We start from the raw sequence: 20195 nt of genomic DNA, 5'->3' as shown, positions 1-20195 counted from the left end.
AGCGGTCGACGGTCGCGAATCAGCGAACAAAGAAGGCGATGACACCCGCCTCCTGTATGTTCATTCCTTGGTACTTTTGGTCTTTCGGGCCGCACGCCCGTCGTACTCCGAACGGCCAGAAACAATTAACCCGAAGAAATAAGGCTGGGCGCCTGAGTCCTCGAGCTGATGCCCTGACTTGTTATGCACTTCAATGAGAGAGAAAAGATCCACAAGACGGTCTTGAATCTGTTCTATTTCCGCGTCTTTCAGTGTCACCATCGAGCTGTATTTGAAAGAACCTGAAACATCAAAGTATTCACTTTTTTCAGGCTTGAGCAGCGACCTTTCCACTTCATGGCGCAGGAACTGATCCTTTAACCTCAACGCATCAACTGTTCTGGGCATCCTCAGCGTTGGTGCATGACGAACAAAGGGATCTTCAGGTGCTGTTCGTTCTTTTGAGACAAGGCTCAAGAAAGCTTCCGTCTGTTGATCGTAGGCAAGGCCAATTTGCTGGCACACCAACTGGATTTCAGCAACGGAGGCACTGTCCACCATATAGAGATAAGTCATCAATGGCAGCAGTTCAAAGTTCGCTTCGAATGCTGCGATCACCTCTTCGGTGATGATGAACTCACGCTCATACCGACTTAAACTCAGCGCCCGACGTAAAATTTTCGAATCATGCTCTCTCAGCTCAAGCCTGGAGGAAAGATCCGTGACTTCGACACCTTTGCCAAACAACATCTCGTGGACGTTAGCGGGCAGCAAGTCTCTGAAGTAATGCCAAAAATAATCAAAACTGACTTTGCTTGAGGCGTCGATACCAAGATGGTCATGCAACTCCACTGCGGCATCAATACTCAGGTATTTCCTTCCTGCCTCAACGTCACGATAGTAATTGGCCGAAAATGGAATATTGACCTCATCGAGAAACGTTGAAACCTTCAGATGTCCCTTTTCGATCCGCAACTGCATGAGAAACGCACCAAACGCTCGTTTACTATCCAAGCTCTTCAGCCTCTGCCGACAGAGTGACAACCACTCTGGTCGTGTTTTTCTTGATTTTCATACTGGAAGTTACCACGCCTATTTCCTGCGTATTACGCACATGAACTCCCCCACAGGGAATTGACCAGTCTTCGCATTGCCACCAACGAAATCCATGTCCTTTGCTCGTATCCGCTTCCGTACGAATCTCATGACTTGCAGAGCAAAACTCGTTCAAGGCATCCGTCGCCCGCCTCAGACTATCTTCGTCGAACTCTGCGATAAACTCGTATTGATTCTCCCCACCGTCGTCACTCAACGGAGAACGTACCGGGTGTGGAATCGACCGCCCAAGCGTCTGCTCCAGCATGCAGTGCATCAAATGCATGGCCGAATGAAGACGCATCTGATGATATCGCAATGGCCAATCAAGCGTTGCCGTAGCCTGCTGGCCAATCGCGCGCTCTCTCAGCAGCGTGAACGCCTCATCGTCAACGCTCAAGTAATGCCTGATCTGATCATCCCTTTTCTTGGTCGACACAATCTCCAACGCGCGCAATGCCTCATCCTTCCCTGGGCCCGGGATATTCAACACGCCTCGATCTCCGAGCTGTCCGCCTCCTTGCGGGTAGAAAACTGTCTCGCCAAGGAGCGCAAAAGGAAGACCCGCGTCGTCGCGTTCAAGCAAGTCGACTCGACATTCCAGTTGCTTCAGATACGGTTTTTCGTGAAATAAAGGCTGCGTTTCGCTCATTTTTACCTCGAGTAAAGTCTTACCGGGTTGCGCTGGAAGCCCTCGCGAATCATCGAGGGCTTCCATGGCCTGTTGGCCTCAGTGGCGCTCATGGGTTTCCAGTTTTTTCCTCAGGACATTACACAGTCTTGTCATCTGTTCCTCACTCCCGAACGAGATCCTGAGGCATGTATCCAGGCCATAATCGGTCAACTGCGAAGTCAGGAAGCCTTCGCCTTCCAGATAGCCATGCAAATCCTGGCAGTTGTGTTGGCTGACGCACTCCACGAATACAAAGTTGACGTACTGGCTTCTGGCTTGAATGCCATAGGCCTTGAACAGGCTCACAATTTCCTGCCCCCAGGCAAGACAATGCGCCGCAGTCTTGTCCAGATGATCAGAGTCCTGGAGCACGTATTCTCCCGCAAGGGCAGAAAACGAGCTGACGTTGTAGGGCGCGCGCCGCGATTGAAGTACCGGGACCAGGTCCGCGCTGGCAAAAGCCCAACCAAGACGTAATCCCGCAATGCCGTACGCTTTTGAAAACGTCCGCAGGCATATCGAGTTTTCCCGAGTGTTCACTATCTGAACGCCTGCGGAGTTTTCCCGATCCGGCGCGAACTCCGCGTACGCTTCATCGATAATGACCGTGGTACTTTTCGGAATGGCGGCCACAAGCGCCAACAGTTCAGATGGCGGTAAATAGTCACCCAGAGGGTTGGATGGATTTACCAGCACAACCACATCCGGCTTTTTCTCAAGGGCGATTTTCAGCGCTGTTTCATAGCCCTGACCAGCGGCTGGAAAAATCTCACTGTATTCGGCCCCCAGTAACGCTGATCTGATTTTGTACATTTTGAAACTGTGGTGCAGAGCCACGATGCGGCTGCCTGGTTTCAACAAGCCACGCAAAGAAATATCGATCAATTCATCAGAACCTGCCCCTACAACCACCCGCTCGGAATCAACACTCCAGCGCTCTCCGATTGCCGAGCGAAGAGACTTGTAAGTCACCTCAGGGTATTCGCTCAACAACGACGGCATCGACACGCACAGATGCAGTGCCAGGCCAGACGCGCCCAGCGGATTTTCGTTGGCATGCAGTCGGACACTATTGGCGCCCACTGCCGACGGCTCCCTGCCCGCGAGCACAGACTCCTTGACTGACGAACTCATCGGCCCTGCCCTCCCAAAACCTGGGCGACAATTTTTTCCAGATACCCGGTCAAGGCGACATCCCGATCCAGATAAGGGATAAGTTCACGCACTCGCCCGTGCCAGGAGCGGCCCTGGGGTCCCAGTTTCGTGCAACCTCTGATATCCGCGGCCTGGGCAGCACATATCAACTCGAAGGCAATGACATAGCGCGTGTTCTGAAGCACCTCGGCCACACGCCGCGCAGCCACAAGGCCGAATGAAACCACGTCCTGGAAATCCCCCGTGGTGGTCAAGGTCTGGATCGAGACCGGCGTAGCCAGGGAACGGTTTTCTGCCGTCAGGGAAGCGGACATGAATTGCCCCCCCATGAGGCCGAAACGCAGGCCGCCATTTTCCGCACACAGGAATGACGGGAGACCGTTGCTGTTTGCTTTCTTCAGGAAGCGATCGATTCGGCGATCGGAGAGGTTGCACATCGTGATCATGGAGATCGTCAGATAGTCCATGACCGAGGCGATGTACTGCCCGTGAAAGTGGCCATTGTGAAAAACCTGGCCATTCTCGGGCGTGATCAATGGATTGTCGTTCGATGAGTTCAGTTCGTTGGTGACCACGCGTTCGACGAATTCGATGGTCTCCAGAACCGGACCCAGAATCTGCGGGGTGCAGCGAATGGAGTATGCATCCTCGATGGGCATATCTTCCTGGCGAACCTGGTCTGTACGCAGCGCGCTCAGTTGCGACGACAATTCAATATCGTCGATCGCCAGTTCCGACCCTTGAAGATCGTCCCAGATGGCCTGGGCAATCTTTTGCTGGCCCAGATGCGGTTTCAACTGATGAACGTCAGGGTGGAACGGACGCACGCGAGCCTGCAACGCTTCGAAAGAGAAAGCGGAAATCGAGGTGTATTGCTCAAGCAAGTCCCTGGACTCGACCACATTCATCGCTGCGACCGCGACCATGCAGGAAGTGCCGTTGATCAGCGCCAGCCCTTCTTTGTAACTCAGGTGAAGCGGTGCCAGGCCCAACTGCTCAAGCGCCTGCGCCGCAGGGATGCGGGCACCCTCGAGATAGGCATATCCGTCCCCGGTCAGCATCCGCGCGACAGCCGCCAGCGGCCCCAGGTCGCCGCTGGTACCGAGAGAGCCCTTGCTCGGAATTTCGGGAATGAGACCGGCGTTATAGATGGCAATGTAGCGATCAAAATTCTCCAGCGAGATCGCCGAGTTTCCGCGCGACAAGGATACGATTCGCGCAAACATCGTTGCGCGGGCGACGCTGTCCGGAAAGCGCTCGCCGACGTTTGTCGAGACACCCTGAATCAGATTGGACTGGAGTTCATGGGCTTTCTCGATTGGCACAAGGTGGTCAACGAAGCCCCCCATTCCAGTATTCACACCATAGATGACCGCCCCTTGCGCGACGAGGTTTTCCAAGGCTTCTCTCGACGCCTGGACCCTTTGCCGGGTGGCTAGCGACGCGACCACTTTTTTTCCGGGCGCGGCAAACCTGATCAGGTCCTTGAGGCAGACATCGACGCCGGGAGTCAGTACAAACGTGCTATCCGACGTGAAGTTTTTTTCCTGAATCGTCATCTTTTCATCCCTGAGCTACATGTGACTGACCATCAGCCCAATCGGCGATGATCACGTTGATTTTTCGATTGCCCGAAAATGCGCGCCGGCCGTGAGCGAACTGAAGATTATCGAGCAATAAAAGATCGCCCTCCCCCAGATCGACATCTCGTTCCAACCCTCTGACGGTGTGGAACAGCTCGAGGGTGAGATCTTCCGGTAGCGGTTCACCATCGCCAAAACACATGGCTTCCAGCAGTTCCGGGCTCTTGCTGCGCGCGTTTATCAGTTCACTGGCGTCCTGCTCTCGACCATCGATACGCGCCCATTCGATCATGGCTGCAGCACCCCAGAAGTGCGCTTGATTGCACCAGATGCTTGCCGTTTTACGAGGATGCTGACGCATCGGAGCGATACAGTCCTGCCAAAGGACCAAGTCTTTGTCGCTCCATTCGAAGTCCCAACCCCGCGCTCGGCAGAGCACTTCTGCTTCGGCCTCGCAGTTGGTGGAGAACGTCTCCTGCCAGCTCTTCTTGACCCCGGGCTTGAGATTGACCCGCGCCTCGCAGGGTAAGGTCCTGCGCAATTTAAGGCCGCGATCGGTCAGTCGTTTCAATGTCACTTGATCAACCAGATGCTCCAGCTTGCGCATGTCCCCGATGACAGATTCGCCGCCCTTCCCGGCAGGCTCAACGCATACGAAAGCGATGATCTCGGGCGGACTTTTCACATAGGCCATTTCCTGATGGAGGATGACTGACCACGCGGGAGGTGTGCGGGTCGCTTCCATGACCTTGCCCTGAATAGTCGAGCGTGGAGAGCTCCCGCCGACGTAATCCCGGGTCTGGAAGCCCAGTGCGCCAATGGCCTTTTCAAACACGCCAGGGTCACGACACTGACCGGCGCCGCGAATGACAACGGCCCCGTCATTCAGCAGGTGTGCATGGATGTCGTTCGCGGCATCTGAAAAATAGCGGTGCGGATCAGCGTATCCGCTGGCCACGAAATCGAATGTCCCTTGTGTATCACTGCCCTTCACTTTCATCACTCCTCACTTCCCTGGAATCGTCGGCATCTCCGTCTGCGATGCATTGAATACCACTCCCCATTTACAAATTCAACAAATAGAAATATGTTTCTTCCGCTAGATGTTTTGCAGCTGCACGCGCGAACTCGCCGCAGCTCGTGCCGCAAAAACAACCCAACTGGTTGATATATATGAAAATAATTCAAGGATTCGAAGACTGTATGACCATGGAAAAGCCGCAATCACTCGCTGCATACGCAGGCACTTCATCGCTACTGAGTGATTGCCGCCACAAGCCCCCTGCAACGCTCCCCATCAAACCTTACGTGAGCCCCTTCTCATGAGTGGACCCAATGCGCGCCCGGGCGAGCTGAAGCGCAGCCTGAAAAATCGACACATTCAACTGATCGCCCTGGGTGGGGCAGTGGGTACCGGCCTGTTCCTGGGCTCGGCGGGAGCACTCAAGTCCGCCGGCCCCTCAATCATCCTGGGATACGCGATTTGCGGTTTCATCGCCTTCATGATCATGCGACAACTGGGCGAAATGATTGTTGAAGAACCCGTTGCCGGCTCTTTCAGCCATTTCGCCCACAAGTACTGGGGCGGGTTTGCCGGCTTCCTGTCGGGATGGAACTGCTGGATCTTGTACATCCTGGTTGGCATGTCCGAACTGACAGCCGTCGGCAAATACGTGCACTACTGGTGGCCAGAGATTCCGACCTGGGTATCGGCCGCAGTCTTCTTCGTGCTGATCAATGCAATCAACCTGACAAACGTCAAAATATTTGGCGAGGCCGAATTCTGGTTTGCAATCATCAAGGTCCTGGCCGTGATCGGCATGATTGCCATGGGCAGCTATCTCCTGGTCAGCGGCAACGCAGGGCCACAAGCCTCGGTGAGCAACCTGTGGCAACACGGCGGTTTTTTCCCCCATGGGCTGGGCGGGCTGGCGATGTCCATGGCAATCATCATGCTGTCTTTTGGCGGCCTGGAAATGCTCGGTTTCACCGCTGCCGAGGCGGAAAAACCTCGCACAGTGATCCCCAAAGCCATCAACCAGGTGATCTACCGCATTCTGATTTTCTACATCGGAGTGCTCGTGGTGCTGCTGTCGCTGACGCCGTGGGACAGTCTGTTGATATCACTCAATGCGTCGGGCGATAGCTACAGTGCAAGCCCATTCGTCCAGGCGGCCTCGATGCTCGACAGTGCCATCGCTGCGCATATTCTCAACTTCGTGGTTCTGACCGCCGCCCTGTCGGTCTATAACAGCGGCACCTACTGCAACAGCCGCATATTGCTGGGCCTGGCCGAGCAAGGTGACGCCCCGCAAAGCCTGGTCAGGATCGACAGGCGCGGCGTCCCCGTGCGCTCCATCCTCGCGTCGGCGGCCGTGACCCTGATCGCGGTGCTGATGAACTACATGATCCCGCAGCATGCCCTGGAATTGCTGTTGTCTCTGGTAGTTGCGACGCTGGTGATCAATTGGGCGATGATCAGCCTGTCCCACATCAAATTTCGCCAACACATGAACAACACCCGACAGACATCGCGGTTCAAGGCGCTGTGGTACCCCTACGGCAACTATGTTTGCCTGGCATTCGTGGTGTTCATATTGGGCGTCATGCTGCTGGACCCCATCTATCAGATGGCGGTGTATGCGATACCGATATGGGTTGCGTTGATGTGGATCTGCCATGGCATCAAGCACAAACGCAGTGTTTCGCAGGCTCTCTACGGGGAGGCCTGAACGATTGCAAATCTCGGACGACATGTCGCCCGGCTGAGGCCGGGCACGTACGTCCTTACTTGCGGGGTTTGATTCGTGCGGTGGCTTCAGCCACCAACGGATCATCCGGCCAGTAATGCTTCGGATACCGCCCCTTCAGATCCTTTTTCACCTCGGCATACGTGCTGCGCCAGAAGTTCGCCAGATCCTGCGTCACCTGCACCGGCCGCCGCGCCGGGGACAGCAAATGCAGTTTGACCACCTGCCGGCCACCGGCAATGCGCGGGGTTTCGGCCAAGCCGAACAACTCCTGCAACCGCACCGCAAGAATCGGCGGCTGCTCGCTGTAATCCAGACGAATCGACGACCCCGACGGCACGCTCAAATGATGCGGCGCCAGCTCATCGAGCCGTTGCGGCAGCGGCCACGGCAATAGGTTATGAACAATGCTTGAGAGATCCAGATTGGCAAAATGACTGAGCCGCGAGACCTTCCCCAGATACGGCATCAACCAGTGCTCAAGGCTTTTGAGCAGCGCAGCATCACTGACATCCGGCCACTCACTCTCGCCTTTGCTACCAAGGTCCAACTGCCGCAACAACGCCACCCGCGCCTGCCACTGACGCAACTCCGGCGTCCACGGCAACAGCTCCAGCCCCTTGCGCCGCACCAGATTCACCAACGCCTGACTGCGCGCTGTTTCATCGAGCCCGGTCAACGGTTCACGGCTGAGGATCAACTCGCCAACCTTGCGCTGACGCTCGGCGCGTAACACGCCTTCGCGCTCGTCCCAATCCAGCTGATCGACCACCCGCACCTGTTCGGCGAGCACCGAATCGAACAACGCCGGATCGAAATCCGCCGCCAGATAAATCCGTTCCTCGCGCTGCCCCTGACGGCTGCCGAGATCGGCGATCACCAGCCACGGTTGTTTCATCAAGCTGTCGGCTTCGGCGAACAACGCCGCACGACCGTTGGCCAGGCGATATTCCGCGCCACCCGCTCGACGTTGTTGCGCAACACGGTCGGGATAGGCCAGCGCCAGCAAGGCGCCGAGCCAGCGCGGGTGCTCCGGATCGCTGACCGGTTCCGACGCCTTGCCACGCAGATAACCACGGTATTGACGCGCCAGTTGCCGCGCTCGCTGAACACCGCCCTGAGCACCGCGTGCGGCACGCTCTTCGCCGGACAACAGCACCAGTCGACTGTGCAGATCGGCGCCGGCACCGCGCAAGATATCCCGCTCGCCGAGCAACGCCGCGACATCGCACGCCATGTCCGCCAAGCCCAGCGCCTGACCGCGCAGCAGCAAATGAGCGATGCGCGGATGCGCCGGCAGTTCGGCCATGGCCTGACCGTGGCGGGTCAGCGCTTCGCCATCCAGTGCGCCGAGGCGATCAAGCAAGTCCTGAGCCTGGGCATACGCGGCGGCGGGCGGCACGTCGAGCCACACCAGTTGCGTCGGTGTCACACCCCAGCGACCGAGCTGCAACGCCAGACCGGCAAGGTCCGCCGAAAGAATTTCCGCACTGGCATACGCCGCCAGTTGCTCGTGTTGATCCTGCGACCACAAGCGATAACACACGCCCGGCTCCAGCCGCCCTGCCCGCCCCGCACGTTGCGTGGCGCTGGCGCGAGAGATGCGCTGCGTGTCGAGACGAGTCATGCCGCTGCCCGGATCGAAACGCGGCACTCGTGCCAACCCGGCATCGATCACCACACGCACGCCGTCGATGGTCAGGCTGGTTTCGGCGATGTTGGTCGCCAGCACCACTTTGCGTTTGCCCGCCGGGGCTGGATCAATCGCGGCGCGTTGCGCGGCGAGGTCCAGTTCACCGTGCAACGGGCAGAGCAACACCTGTGTGTTTTCGCCCAGCGCATCGGCCAGTTGTTGATGCACCCGGCGGATTTCCGCTTGCCCCGGCAGGAACACCAGGAGGCTGCCGGTTTCATCGTTCAAGGCTTCGAGGATGGTTTGCACCAGGCGCGGCTCGATGAATTCACCGGGCTGGAACGGTCGGCCCCAGCGCATCGCCACCGGGTACATGCGCCCTTCACTGCGCAGGATCGGCGCGTCATCGAGCAACCCGGCCAGGCGTTCGCCTTCAAGGGTGGCCGACATCAAAAGAATCTTCAGCGGCTGATCATCGCGGAACAGTTCCCGGCCATTCAGGCTGAGGGCCAAGGCCAGATCGGCATCAAGACTGCGCTCATGAAATTCGTCGAAGATCAGCAAGCCCACGCCTTCCAGCGCCGGATCATCCTGCAAGCGCCGGGTGAGAATGCCTTCGGTGACCACTTCAATCCGCGTCCTGGGCCCGACTTTGCTGTCCAGCCGAATGCGATAGCCGACGGTTTCACCGACCTTCTCGCCCAGCTCACTGGCCAAGCGCTCCGCCGCCGCACGTGCAGCCAACCGACGTGGCTCAAGCATCAGAATGGTCTGCCCGGCCAGCCACGGCTCATTGAGCAGGGCCAATGGAACACGGGTGGTTTTACCGGCGCCGGGCGGTGCTTCGAGCACGGCTTCGTGGCGTGTCGCCAAGGCTTCACGCAGGGCGGGTAAAACTTCATCAATTGGCAAAGAAATCATGCTGGCTCCCAAACAGAGGGCCGAGTATAACGGCGAACTGCCGGACCTTTGTCGCGGTCCTAATTCATATCGACGACGCTTCGTTTTCCAGATGACTCAGGAGATTTCATATGCGTGTTCCCTTTCGCCTGATTGGCGGTGTATTGATTGCAACCCTGCTGACCCAGATTACCGCTTGCGGATCGATCTTCTACCCTGATCGCCGCGGGCAGATCGAAGGCAAGATTGACCCGGCTATCGCCGCGCTGGATGCCGTGGGCCTGCTGTTCTACATCATCCCCGGCCTGATCGCGTTTGCCGTGGACTTCGCCACCGGCGCGATCTATTACGCACCGGGCGAGACCGCGCAGGTGGCACCGGAAAAACTCAAGGAAGCGATCGGTGCCGATGGCAAGGTCGATACCCACAAATTGCAGACTATTCTTGAAACCGAACTGGGCCGCAGCTTCCCGCTGGACGATCCACGTTTGATTCAACACAAAGGCAGCACTCAGCAACTGGCCTTGCTCGGCCTGCAACCTGCCGCGTAATCCGTGCACATAAAGGAATAGCCGCACTTATGATTTCCAGCTCCGAACACGCCCGCCTGCTGCGGCTGGCGACCCGTGCCTCGGTGGCGGTGGCGTGCACGTTGATCGTCGCCAAAGCCATCGCGTGGTGGTTGAGCGGTTCGGTGAGCATGCTCGCCGGGTTGACCGACTCGGCCCTCGACGGTATCGCCTCGCTGCTCAACCTGCTGGCAGTGCATTACGCCTTGCGCCCCGCCGATGAAGATCACCGTTACGGGCACGGCAAGGCCGAATCGCTGGCGGGCATGGCGCAGGCGTTGTTCATTGGTGGCAGTGCGGTACTGATTGCGTTGCAGGCGTTTGATCGGCTCAAGCATCCGGAACCGGTGGGTGCTCCGTGGATCAGCATCGGCGTGATCGTGTTTTCCCTGGCGCTGACATTGGTCCTGCTGATGTTGCAGCATCGGGTCGTCAAGGCCACCAGCTCCAACGCGGTGCGTGCCGATTCCCTGCATTACCGTTCGGACTTGCTGCTCAATGGCAGCATTCTGGTTGCGCTGGTGCTGGCCGGGTTTGGCTGGCATCAGATGGACGCGTGGTTTGGCTTGGGGATCGCCGCTTACATCTTCTGGAGCGCCATCCAAATCGCCCGGGAAAGTTTTAAGGTGCTGATGGACGAGGAGCTGCCGCCAGACGTCAGCCAACACATGCTCGAACTGGCCTGCAGCGTACCGGGTGTGCTGGGCGCGCATGACCTGCGCACACGGGTGTCCGGCAACCAGTGGTTCGTGCAATTGCACCTGGAATTGCCGGGGGAGCTGACCCTGTCAGTCGCTCACGGCATCAGCGATCAGGCGGCCGATGCAATTCATGCGGCGTACCCGCGAGCCGAGGTGCTGGTGCACGCCGACCCGCAGGAAGTGGTGAAGGCCGCCAGGGCAAATCAGAAACTCACCTGATACCCGCGACTGCTCAGGCAGTTGCCCTGGGCCTGGCGGTAGGCTTGCACCACCGACGGATCCGGCTGGTAGGTGGCCGTGCGCGGATCGAAGCCACTCTGCTGCACCGCGTATTGATAACACTCGTAGCCGTCCTGATTGACCTGCTGCGGCGACTGCCCGTTGGCGGGATACGCCACCACGTCATAGCCATTGCCGGTCGGTTGCGGTTGCACGGGCGGCTCGACCACCACGTAATCCTGAGTGCTTTCCTGATAGGCGTAGTACGAGCCCGCCGCCAGGAACAACAGCGCGCCGCCGATCCACACTTCACGGGCGTAATCAGGCAGGTAGCTGACGCGAATCCCGCGCGGTGGCTGCACCACCACATAACGCGGGCCGAGCGGGCGATACCAGTAGCCGCCGGAGAAGAAATAATCCTGCCCACGATACGGCACGCGGTAGTCGCGGTCCGGGAAGCGGTCGATCACATGCCCCGGACGGTACTGCGGGCCAGGGCCCCAGCCGTTACCGTGGCCATTCGGGCGACCGGCCCAATGATGATCATCGGGACGTGAGCCTGGCCCGCCGGTCTGCCATTGCTGGTTGTAACCATTGTTTCGCGGGATGTCCTGATAGTAACCACGTTGCGGCTGCTGGGTCTGGCGCACGGTGTCGGGCCGGCCCTGGATCGGCAAGTCGTTGGCCGGCAATTGTGGCGGCGGCGGTGGCGGCCGGACGGGACTGTTGAAGTCGCGCGGCGGGTTGTCTCGCGGCTGATTGTTTTGCCACTGCCCGCCATTGCGCGACTGGCCGTTGTTCTCGAACTGACGGCTGTTGTCGCCACGAATGATGTCGTTGTTTTGCGGGCGCGGCTGATTGTTGCCGCCACGGCCCTGATTGTTGCCCTGATGACCGTCACCGCGTTGTCCATTGTCGGGACCCCGGTTCTGCGGCTCATCGGCCAGCGATTGCGCAGTGACACTGACACACAGCAAACCAACACCGGCCAAACGCCAGATGCGCGACTTCATGCTTTTCCTCACTGCGGGTTAGGGCCTGTACGTAAGACTGGGAAAGCACAGGCCGGTTCTGCAACAGGTTATCAGTCGCGCAACTTATTTATTGAGGGCGGGTGAAAAATTGCGGGCAAAAGAAAAGGGAGACCCGTCGGCCTCCCTTTGAGAACTTCGTCCGTGCTCGACGCTTATGACGTCGGCTCACCTCACGCCGTCTTCTGGACAGTGTGCAGCTCGGGGGCCGGCACATCCCCGGTGGGGGTGGCGGCCGCGACTGGCCTGATTGGGCGAGCCGCTGTGGACTGTTTGTCCGAGCAGTGATTCTGGTGATAAGAATAGGCCTGGGGCGCCGGCAGAGGATTGCGAAGATTGCTCAAATAAACATGACTTGCGCAATTTTTAACCCTGGATAGATAATCTGCCGCAATCGATATGACAAAGGCCTGATTGATGAGCAAACTCGACCGATACGACCTGAGCATTTTGGCGGAATTGCAGCGCGACGCGCGCATCTCCAACCAGGAGCTGGCCGAACGCATCGGCCTGTCACCTTCACCGTGCTCGCGCCGGGTCAAGCAACTGGAAGACGACGGCTACATCACCCGCCAGGTGGCCCTGCTGGATCGCAAAATGCTTGGCCTGAGCCTGACTGCTTACGTGCTGATCGGCATGGACCGGCATACACCGGAGCGATTCGAGAATTTCGAAGCGGCGATTCGCACCTTGCCGCAAGTGCTTGAATGCAGCCTGGTGACGGGGATGGATGCGGACTATCAGCTCAAGGTGGTGGTGCCGGACATGGATCACTATCAGAAGTTGCTGCTGGGGCACCTGACAAGGATTGAAGGGGTGACGAGTGTGCGATCGAGTTTTGTGTTGAACCAGGTGCTCAACAGCACCGAGTTGCCGCTGACTCATCTGCGTAGCTGACGACGCCTTCGCGGGCAAGCCTCGCTCCTACAGGTCCACGTCGTTCGATCAACTTGGACCTGTAGGAGCGAGGCTTGCCCGCGATAGGGCCCGCGAAGGCGACGAATAGCTGCGACACGCTGCCGCAGGTCAATGCCGCACCAATCCCCCATGCCGTATACTCCAGCGCCTTTTAGCCCCGCCCCCGCTGGAGATGTCCGATGGATCCTGCAGTATTCGAAGAGTGGATGATGACCGGACTGGTCAGCATTCTGATCATTTTCATGGGTTTCATCGTCTGGGATCTGGCAAAGAAATCCAAGGCCGGGCGCTTCGGCTCGTTCATCCTGTTCTTCGTGCTCGGCCTGGGCGTGGCCGCGTTCGTGATCAAAAGCGTGGTGATCGGCCTGATCGAATCCGGCACGTTATAAGCGCGCCGGCACTTCTTTCCACTGGCCCTGATCGAGCCCTTCGATCGACCAGTCGCCGATCCTGACCCGCACCAGGCGCAACGTCGGCAAGCCGACCGCTGCGGTCATGCGCCGGACCTGACGGTTACGCCCCTCGCGAATCACCAGTTCCAGCCAACTGGTCGGCACGCTTTTGCGAAAGCGCACCGGCGGGTTGCGGGGCCACAGTTGCGGCTCATCCAGTTGCCGCGCTTGCGCGGGCAAGGTCATGCCATCATTCAGCTCGACGCCATCACGCAAACGCTGTAACTGCTCGGCACTCGGCTCGCCTTCCACTTGCACCCAATACGTCTTGGCCAGTTTGTGCTTGGGGTCGGCAATCCGCGCCTGGAGCTGGCCGTCGTTGGTCAGCAGCAACAACCCTTCGCTGTCGCGATCCAGACGGCCTGCCGGGTAAATCCCGGGAATCTCGATGAAATCCTTGAGCGTCGCCCGCCCTTCGCCGTCGCTGAATTGCGTCAGCACATCGAACGGTTTGTTGAACAGGATCAGTTTCGGCTCGGCCGGGGGCGCTTTGGCGACACGGCGCAGGGCTGATGACGGGGTGTTCGCGCCAGGGCGGCGGGACACAGGACGTTGGGGACGGGACATGGCGAAGAGAACATCTAACGGTCAGGGCTGCTAATGCTAGTGCCCTGACCGCCAAATGACCATGACAACTCTCAATCAGCGGAACGGCGGCTCGTCGAAGCTGCGCAGTTTGCGCGAGTGCAACGAGTTGAGTTCGGTGCGCAACAAGTCCACCGCCTCGATACCGATCTTCAAGTGCTGGCTGACCGCGCGCTCATAAAAGGCGTTGGCCGAACCCGGCAGTTTGATTTCGCTGTGCAGCGGTTTGTCCGAGACGCAAAGCAATGTGCCGTACGGCACCCGCAAGCGATAACCTTGCGCGGCGATGGTGCCGCTTTCCATGTCCACCGCCACAGCGCGGGACAGGTTGATCAGCGGGCGTTCCTGGGCCCAGCGCAATTCCCAGTTACGGTCGTCGTAAGTCAGCACGGTGCCGGTGCGCAGGCGTTTCTTCAGCTCGTCGCCCTTTTCGCCAGTGATGTTGGCCGCCGCTTGCTGCAACGCCATCTGCACTTCGGCCAGGGCCGGAATCGGAATGTTCGGCGGCACGACCCGGTCGAGAATCCCGTCGCGGCGCATGTAGGCGTGAGCCAACACGTAATCGCCAATGGTCTGCGACTGACGCAGACCGCCGCAGTGACCGATCATCAGCCAGCAATGCGGACGCAATACCGCCAAATGGTCGGTGATGTTCTTGGCGTTGGACGGGCCGACGCCGATGTTCACCAAAGTCACGCCATGACCGTCGCTGGCGATCAGGTGATAGGCCGGCATTTGATAGCGATGCCAGACCACGCCGGCCGCAATCGCCGACGCTTCGCCGTGATCCATGCTCTTTTCGATGATCACGTTGCCCGGCAACACCATGCGCACGAAACGCGGATCACTGCGCAACTGCTCAAGGCCATGAACAATGAACTGGTCAACGTAGCGGTGGTAGTTGGTCAGCAGAATCCACGGCTGCACATGACGCCAGTCGCTGCCGGTGTAGTGCACGAGGCGGCGCAGGGAGAAATCCACCCGCGCGGCATCGAACAGGGCCAGAGGCAGCGGGTCGGTGTTTTCCCAATCGTACAAACCGTCGGCGATGCCATCGGTGGCGGCGGACAGATCGGTACTCGGGAACACCCGCGCCAGCACGGCCGCGGTGACGCCGGAGCCGGCCAGTTCATCGCCCTGCTCGACCACGTACGGATAAGGAATATTCTGCTGGCTGATGCCGACTTCCACGGTCACGGTGAAGTCGTGCATCAACGGCACGAGCTGTTCCAGCAGGTATTTACGGAAAGCTGCCGGATGGGTGACGGTGACGCTGTAGGTCCCCGGCAACTGCACCTTGGCGTAGGCGCGGGTGGTTTGCGGGACTTCGCCCTGGCAGTGGTAGGTCAGACGCAGTTCAGGATAACGAAACATCGCACGCTGTTCGGCGTCCGGTTCAACTCGATCCTTGAGGTAACGCTTGAGCGCCTGGCTCAGTGCGGTGGTTGCGCGATTGTGCAAGTGAGCAAGCCGGTCCACGGCTTGCTCGGCGGTTTGAACGATAATAAAAGCTTCGGTCACGATCAGCATCCTGTGTTCTGACTTGCAGGCCTTCATCTTGCCTGCATCGTCGCTTCACGGGAACAGTGGTGGCTACACAAATGCCAAGTCCACAGTAGATCCAATGTGGGAGCGAGACCGGCTTGCCGGCGATGACGGACTGTCAGCCAACAAAATTGCTGAATGTTGAACCGCTATCGCGAGCAGGCTCGCTCCCACAGGGGTTCGGTGTTGGTTACATAGATGGGGTCGAGCGGGCGACGATCGCTTCGACATCCAGCCCACGCGGCAACGCACCGTATACGCGACCGGCGTCGCCGAGACGGCTGGCGATGAACGCATCGCTGACCGCCGAATTGCCGGCCTCCAGCAACAGCTTGGCTTGCAGCCCCAACGCAATGTCCTCTGTGAGTTGCCGAGCACGATACTGAATATCGCTGGTGTCCTTGAACGCCGCCTGCAATTGGCTGATGTGCGCGGCTAGCCGCTTGTCGCCGTGACCATCGCCCAACTCGCTGAACAGCACATCCAGCACGCCCGGCTCTTTCGACAGCGCCCGCAACACATCCAGGCATTGCACGTTGCCGGAACCTTCCCACGTCGAATTGACCGGTGCCTCGCGGTACAAGCGCGGCAGGATGCTGTCTTCGACATACCCGGCACCGCCCATGCATTCGGCGGCTTCGTTGATCATCGCGGGTGCGCGCTTGCAGATCCAGTACTTGCCCACGGCGGTCACCAGGCGGGCGAATTTCGCTTCGTGCCCGTCATCCAGATGATCCAGCGCCTTGCCCATGCGCAGGCTCAACGCCAGCGCGGCTTCGCTCTCCAGGGCCAGATCGGCGAGGACGTTCTGCATCAACGGTTGTTCGCTGAGCAGCTTGCCGCCGACGCTGCGATGGGCGCAGTGATGACTGGCCTGGGTCAGCGCCTGACGCATCAAGGCGCTGGAACCGACCATACAATCGAAGCGGGTCATGGCAACCATTTCGATAATGGTCGGAACGCCGCGCCCCTCCTCACCGACCATCCACGCCAGTGCACCGCGAAACTCGACTTCGCTGGAGGCGTTGGAGCAATTGCCGAGTTTGTTTTTCAGGCGCTGGATGTAGAACTGATTGCGTGTGTCGTCGGGGCGATGGCGTGGCAACAGGAAGCAGGTCAATCCTTTGTCAGTCTGGGCCAGCGTGAGGAAGGCATCGCACATCGGCGCAGAACAGAACCATTTGTGGCCCACCAGTTCGTAGGCCTGGCCCGGCCCGCTGGCACCCACCGGATACGCCTTGGTGGTGTTGGCCCGCACATCGGTGCCGCCCTGTTTCTCGGTCATCGCCATGCCAATGGTGACACCGGTCTTATGGGCCATGCCAACATTGCGCGGGTCGTATTCGGTGGCGAGGATTTTCGGCAGCCACTGTTTGGCCAGATCCGCTTGCAAGCGCATCGCCGGCACACTGGCGAAGGTCATGGTCAGCGGGCAACCGCTGCCGGCTTCGGCCTGGCTGTGCAGGTAGGTCATGGAAGCGCGGGCGACATGGGCGCCGTCCTGTGGATGCGCCCAGGGCAGCGAGGTCAACCCGTGCTCGATCGCCGTGCGCATCAGCTCGTGATACGCCGGGTGAAATTCCACCAGATCGATGCGGTGACCGTAACGGTCGTGGCTGCTGAACACCGGTTTGTTCTGGTTGGCCAGGAACCCCGCTTCCATCAGCGGCCCGCCGGCCAACGCGCCGTAAGTGTCGATCCGCGACTCGGCCCACCCGGCCCCGAAACGCCGCGACCACTCCTGCAAAGGCAGGTCGATGCGATACAGGTTGGCGCCGTCCAGCGACGGCGGCTGGTTGGTGACTTCGTGGGTTTCGGCGAACTGATGCAGGTTCATGACGGGGCTCCTTAGGTCAGCCAAGGAGTTCAGTTAAGCACTGCCCCGAGGCCGAACAAAGTGGCATATCCGCCTAACTGTCGGCGCTTTCGCCTTGTTTTGGACAAAGCACGCGTCGATACAACGCGGCCTGCAAGTCTTCGAATTTCACCGGTTTGCTCAGGTAATCGATCAAGGCACTGGTTGGGCAGCGCTCCCGATCAGCGCTCAAGGCAATCATGAACACCGGCAATTCGGCACAACCCGGCAAGTCCCGGATCTGGCAGCAGACAGACTCCCCGTCGAGGGGCGGTAGCTGACAATCGAGGAGTACAGCGTCGAAGGTTTCACGCTGCAGGACTTCCAGCGCGGTCACTGCGTTGTCTGCCGTGCGGACCCGAAATCCGAGCTTGAGCAACATGCCGCGCATCACCAATTGATTGATGCTGTTGTCGTCCACCAGCAGCACCGTGCAGTCCTGAGGCAAGCGCAGGCGCGGGAATTCCCGGGTCATCAATGGCGTTGTCACGCGCTCGACCACCGGCAATTCAAACTCGACGTCAAGCTGGAAGCGGCTGCCGCGACCTGGCTCGGAGCGGTGCGTGAGTTTCCCGCCGAGCAGGTCGACCAGTTGTCGACAGATCGCCAGGCCGACACCGAGGCCGCCATATTCACGGGTCATCGAGCCGTCGAGCTGGAAGAACCGCTGATACAGCGTCGCCTCGCCCAGATCGGTGAAACCGATGCCGGTATCGATGACCGCAAAGGACAATGCCAGTTTGCCGGGCTCCACGTTTTTACCCGAGACCCGCAGCGCCACCCCGCCCACTCGCGTGAACTTGATCGCGTTATCCAGCAGGCATTCCAGGCATTGCGCCAACTTGACGTTATCGCCGTACAAGCGGTCTGGCAGGCCCGGTGTCACCTCGACCTTGAAGTCCAGCGACTTGCCCGACGCGTTGCCTTCGAACTGCACGCGCAAGGTATCGACCACGCTGCGCAAACTGAAGGTGGACGCCGAAGCCTTGAGCTTGCCGGCCTGCAATTCGGTCAGGGTAAGAATGCCGTTGACCATGCGCATCATGTCGCGTGCAGAACCGGCGGCGGTTTGCTGGTATTGCTCCAGCTCCGGGTCCATCTCGACGGTTTGCATCAATTCCAGCGAACCGATCACGCCGTTCATGGGGGTGCGCAATTCGTGGGTCAGCGTGGCGAGGAATTCATCCTTGAGCTTGTTACTGTGCGCCAGTTGCTGGTTGAGCACTTCAAGCTTCTGCCCTGCATCAAACAAGGTTTGCGCCTGTTGCTCGCGCATGGCGTTGATGCGGTCGGCCAGGGCCAGGGACAGCAGCGCCACCTCGATGGCCGAACCGATCTGGCTGGAATACATGGTCAGGAATACGTTCGGCAGGTAACCCAGCACCATCATCGTATTGATGATGCCGCCGAGCAAAAACGCCGACCAGGCGATGATGAAATAGCGCGCCACACGCAAGCCGCGCCACCAGGCGAAAAACCCTGCGGCGAAAATCACCACGGTGAACGACAGGGCCAGCGTCGTCGCCAGGCGCAGGGCCAGGGCGTAACTGGTCATCAATGACAACCCGACGACGACCGCACTGAACGCAATCAACGCCAGCAGCAAGCGATCGAGCCAGCGGCTGAGGGTCGCCGTTTGCAGGAAGCTACGGGCGAACTGGCTGCCGAACAACCCAGCGCAACCAATGAAGAACGGCGTTGCGGCGTTGGCCCACCACGGGTTGTCTGGCCAGAAATACTCTACGGCCGCGCCATTCACCGACAGCTGATACAGGCCGAACGAGGCAATATAAAAGATGTAATAGAGGTAGCTGGTGTCGCGCACGCTGAGGTAGATGAACAGGTTGTAGACCAGCATCCCCAGCAACACGCCGTAAATCAGGCCCAACACATAAAGCCGCACCGGCTGTTCTTCGAGGAACGCAGTGCTCGACCACAACGTGACCGGCGCCTGGATCGACCCTTCGCTTTGCAGGCGCAAGTACACGGTTTGCGTTTGGTCAGGCGTGAAGTTCAGATCGAACAGGTAGTTGTTCTGGCGAATCTCGCGGCTGCTGAACGGCAAGGCGTCGCCGGTCTGACGAGCCAATTGATAGCCACCGCCGGCATCAGGCAAATACAGATCAAGGTGATCGAGGGGCGGATAGGCCAGTTCCAGCAGCCACGTTCGCTGTGCAGCGGGATTGGTCGGGCGATAATGCAGGTCGATTTTCAGCCAGAACACCGAACGCGAGTAACCGGCGTTGAGCGTGGCCTTGTCATGGGGCTTGAAATGTCCGGCAGCGGCTTGCGCGCGGATATCGGCAATGCTCGCCTGACCATCGGTGTCTTCGAACACTTGCAGGGTTCGGCCCAAGGGCAGGCTTTGAGTGAACTCATCGAACTCGACTGCGCTTGCCATGAGGGGCAAGCAAAACAGCAACATCAGCAAATAGCGCATTTAAGCCCCAGCGTGGCCTGTCCGGTTATCTCAGGAAGCCCCTCATTCCTTTTGAGTAGACGTAAAACCGGCATTACCTGTTATTGGTTTGGATCCACTCTAGCATAGCCGT

Annotated in this window: 16 protein-coding genes; 5 read left to right on the top strand and 11 right to left on the bottom strand. The window is 59.0% G+C overall.

What is annotated here, in order from left to right; translation table 11 throughout:
• Nucleotides 1-60 precede the first annotated feature (60 nt).
• From IB254_RS19375 to IB254_RS19355, 5 genes are read right to left on the bottom strand one after another with little or no spacing between them, the layout of a single operon-like run.
• The gene (locus tag IB254_RS19375) at nucleotides 61-960 is read right to left on the bottom strand and encodes a hypothetical protein (RefSeq protein WP_225602421.1); all 900 of its coding nucleotides are present in this window, start codon (nucleotides 958-960) and stop codon (nucleotides 61-63) included.
• A 25-nt stretch (nucleotides 961-985) separates the two neighbouring features.
• Nucleotides 986-1792 (bottom strand): alanyl-tRNA editing protein, encoded by an 807-nt coding sequence (locus tag IB254_RS19370; RefSeq protein WP_225602420.1) that lies wholly within the window; start codon nucleotides 1790-1792, stop codon nucleotides 986-988.
• A gap of 12 nt (nucleotides 1793-1804) precedes the next feature.
• Complete coding sequence (locus IB254_RS19365; protein WP_192418876.1) at nucleotides 1805-2881, bottom strand: pyridoxal phosphate-dependent aminotransferase; 1077 nt, start codon at nucleotides 2879-2881, stop codon at nucleotides 1805-1807.
• A complete protein-coding gene (locus IB254_RS19360) occupies nucleotides 2878-4461 on the bottom strand; it encodes a phenylalanine aminomutase (D-beta-phenylalanine forming) (protein ID WP_192418874.1) in 1584 nt (527 codons plus the stop codon). The genes IB254_RS19365 and IB254_RS19360 overlap by 4 nt, the downstream gene beginning before the upstream one ends.
• 4 nt (nucleotides 4462-4465) lie before the next feature.
• Entirely contained in the window at nucleotides 4466-5485 is a 1020-nt protein-coding gene (locus IB254_RS19355) for a TauD/TfdA family dioxygenase (RefSeq protein WP_192418961.1), read from the bottom strand.
• Nucleotides 5486-5807: 322 nt separating this feature from the next.
• Here IB254_RS19355 and IB254_RS19350 point away from each other — a divergent pair, with 322 nt between their 5' ends.
• Nucleotides 5808-7217, top strand: a complete 1410-nt coding sequence (locus IB254_RS19350) for an amino acid permease (protein ID WP_192418872.1) — start codon at nucleotides 5808-5810, stop codon at nucleotides 7215-7217.
• 55 nt (nucleotides 7218-7272) lie between these two features.
• On the opposite strand, the gene hrpB is transcribed toward IB254_RS19350, so the two are convergent.
• Nucleotides 7273-9789, bottom strand: coding sequence for an ATP-dependent helicase HrpB (gene hrpB, locus IB254_RS19345; RefSeq protein WP_192418870.1), 2517 nt, complete (start codon nucleotides 9787-9789; stop codon nucleotides 7273-7275).
• Nucleotides 9790-9899: 110 nt separating this feature from the next.
• Here hrpB and IB254_RS19340 point away from each other — a divergent pair, with 110 nt between their 5' ends.
• Entirely contained in the window at nucleotides 9900-10319 is a 420-nt protein-coding gene (locus tag IB254_RS19340) for a polyribonucleotide nucleotidyltransferase (RefSeq protein ID WP_192418868.1), read from the top strand.
• Nucleotides 10320-10348: 29 nt separating this feature from the next.
• The gene (locus tag IB254_RS19335; protein WP_192418866.1) at nucleotides 10349-11257 is read left to right on the top strand and encodes a cation diffusion facilitator family transporter; all 909 of its coding nucleotides are present in this window, start codon (nucleotides 10349-10351) and stop codon (nucleotides 11255-11257) included.
• On the opposite strand, the gene IB254_RS19330 is transcribed toward IB254_RS19335, so the two are convergent.
• A complete protein-coding gene (locus IB254_RS19330) occupies nucleotides 11242-12270 on the bottom strand; it encodes a DUF6515 family protein (protein ID WP_008044572.1) in 1029 nt (342 codons plus the stop codon). The genes IB254_RS19335 and IB254_RS19330 overlap by 16 nt on opposite strands.
• Nucleotides 12271-12705: 435 nt before the next feature.
• Between IB254_RS19330 and IB254_RS19325 the strand changes: the two genes are divergently transcribed.
• Together IB254_RS19325 and IB254_RS19320 are read left to right on the top strand one after the other, a co-directional pair.
• Nucleotides 12706-13185, top strand: coding sequence for an Lrp/AsnC family transcriptional regulator (locus IB254_RS19325; RefSeq protein ID WP_007894448.1), 480 nt, complete (start codon nucleotides 12706-12708; stop codon nucleotides 13183-13185).
• 200 nt (nucleotides 13186-13385) lie between these two features.
• Nucleotides 13386-13595 (top strand): DUF2788 domain-containing protein, encoded by a 210-nt coding sequence (locus IB254_RS19320; RefSeq protein WP_007937369.1) that lies wholly within the window; start codon nucleotides 13386-13388, stop codon nucleotides 13593-13595.
• On the opposite strand, the gene IB254_RS19315 is transcribed toward IB254_RS19320, so the two are convergent.
• From IB254_RS19315 to IB254_RS19300, 4 genes are all read right to left on the bottom strand, one after another.
• Nucleotides 13590-14225, bottom strand: coding sequence for a pseudouridine synthase (locus IB254_RS19315; protein ID WP_225602419.1), 636 nt, complete (start codon nucleotides 14223-14225; stop codon nucleotides 13590-13592). The genes IB254_RS19320 and IB254_RS19315 overlap by 6 nt on opposite strands.
• Nucleotides 14226-14300: 75 nt before the next feature.
• Entirely contained in the window at nucleotides 14301-15800 is a 1500-nt protein-coding gene (gene amn / locus IB254_RS19310; protein ID WP_177318196.1) for an AMP nucleosidase, read from the bottom strand.
• Nucleotides 15801-15978: 178 nt separating this feature from the next.
• Complete coding sequence (locus IB254_RS19305) at nucleotides 15979-17625, bottom strand: acyl-CoA dehydrogenase family protein (protein ID WP_192418864.1); 1647 nt, start codon at nucleotides 17623-17625, stop codon at nucleotides 15979-15981.
• 73 nt (nucleotides 17626-17698) lie between these two features.
• Nucleotides 17699-20083: a hybrid sensor histidine kinase/response regulator gene (locus tag IB254_RS19300; RefSeq protein WP_192418862.1), complete on the bottom strand. Its 2385-nt coding sequence runs from the start codon at nucleotides 20081-20083 to the stop codon at nucleotides 17699-17701.
• Nucleotides 20084-20195 lie beyond the last annotated feature (112 nt).

Origin of the sequence: Pseudomonas sp. PDM03, from assembly GCF_014852385.1 — a bacterium.
Lineage (GTDB): Bacteria > Pseudomonadota > Gammaproteobacteria > Pseudomonadales > Pseudomonadaceae > Aquipseudomonas > Aquipseudomonas migulae.
This window is presented reverse-complemented; position numbering and strand designations above follow the sequence as displayed.

Excerpts from the sequence above, each read along its gene's own strand:
- IB254_RS19375 (WP_225602421.1), bottom strand. The coding sequence starts at position 960 with ATGCAGTTGCGGATCGAAAAGGGACATCTGAAGGTTTCAACGTTTCTC.
- IB254_RS19370 (WP_225602420.1), bottom strand. The coding sequence starts at position 1,792 with ATGGAAGCCCTCGATGATTCGCGAGGGCTTCCAGCGCAACCCGGTAAG.
- IB254_RS19365 (WP_192418876.1), bottom strand. The coding sequence starts at position 2,881 with ATGAGTTCGTCAGTCAAGGAGTCTGTGCTCGCGGGCAGGGAGCCGTCG.
- IB254_RS19360 (WP_192418874.1), bottom strand. The coding sequence starts at position 4,461 with ATGACGATTCAGGAAAAAAACTTCACGTCGGATAGCACGTTTGTACTG.
- IB254_RS19355 (WP_192418961.1), bottom strand. The coding sequence starts at position 5,485 with ATGAAAGTGAAGGGCAGTGATACACAAGGGACATTCGATTTCGTGGCC.
- IB254_RS19350 (WP_192418872.1), top strand. The coding sequence starts at position 5,808 with ATGAGTGGACCCAATGCGCGCCCGGGCGAGCTGAAGCGCAGCCTGAAA.
- hrpB (WP_192418870.1), bottom strand. The coding sequence starts at position 9,789 with ATGATTTCTTTGCCAATTGATGAAGTTTTACCCGCCCTGCGTGAAGCC.
- IB254_RS19340 (WP_192418868.1), top strand. The coding sequence starts at position 9,900 with ATGCGTGTTCCCTTTCGCCTGATTGGCGGTGTATTGATTGCAACCCTG.
- IB254_RS19335 (WP_192418866.1), top strand. The coding sequence starts at position 10,349 with ATGATTTCCAGCTCCGAACACGCCCGCCTGCTGCGGCTGGCGACCCGT.
- IB254_RS19330 (WP_008044572.1), bottom strand. The coding sequence starts at position 12,270 with ATGAAGTCGCGCATCTGGCGTTTGGCCGGTGTTGGTTTGCTGTGTGTC.
- IB254_RS19325 (WP_007894448.1), top strand. The coding sequence starts at position 12,706 with ATGAGCAAACTCGACCGATACGACCTGAGCATTTTGGCGGAATTGCAG.
- IB254_RS19320 (WP_007937369.1), top strand. The coding sequence starts at position 13,386 with ATGGATCCTGCAGTATTCGAAGAGTGGATGATGACCGGACTGGTCAGC.
- IB254_RS19315 (WP_225602419.1), bottom strand. The coding sequence starts at position 14,225 with ATGTCCCGTCCCCAACGTCCTGTGTCCCGCCGCCCTGGCGCGAACACC.
- amn (WP_177318196.1), bottom strand. The coding sequence starts at position 15,800 with ATGAAGGCCTGCAAGTCAGAACACAGGATGCTGATCGTGACCGAAGCT.
- IB254_RS19305 (WP_192418864.1), bottom strand. The coding sequence starts at position 17,625 with ATGAACCTGCATCAGTTCGCCGAAACCCACGAAGTCACCAACCAGCCG.
- IB254_RS19300 (WP_192418862.1), bottom strand. The coding sequence starts at position 20,083 with ATGCGCTATTTGCTGATGTTGCTGTTTTGCTTGCCCCTCATGGCAAGC.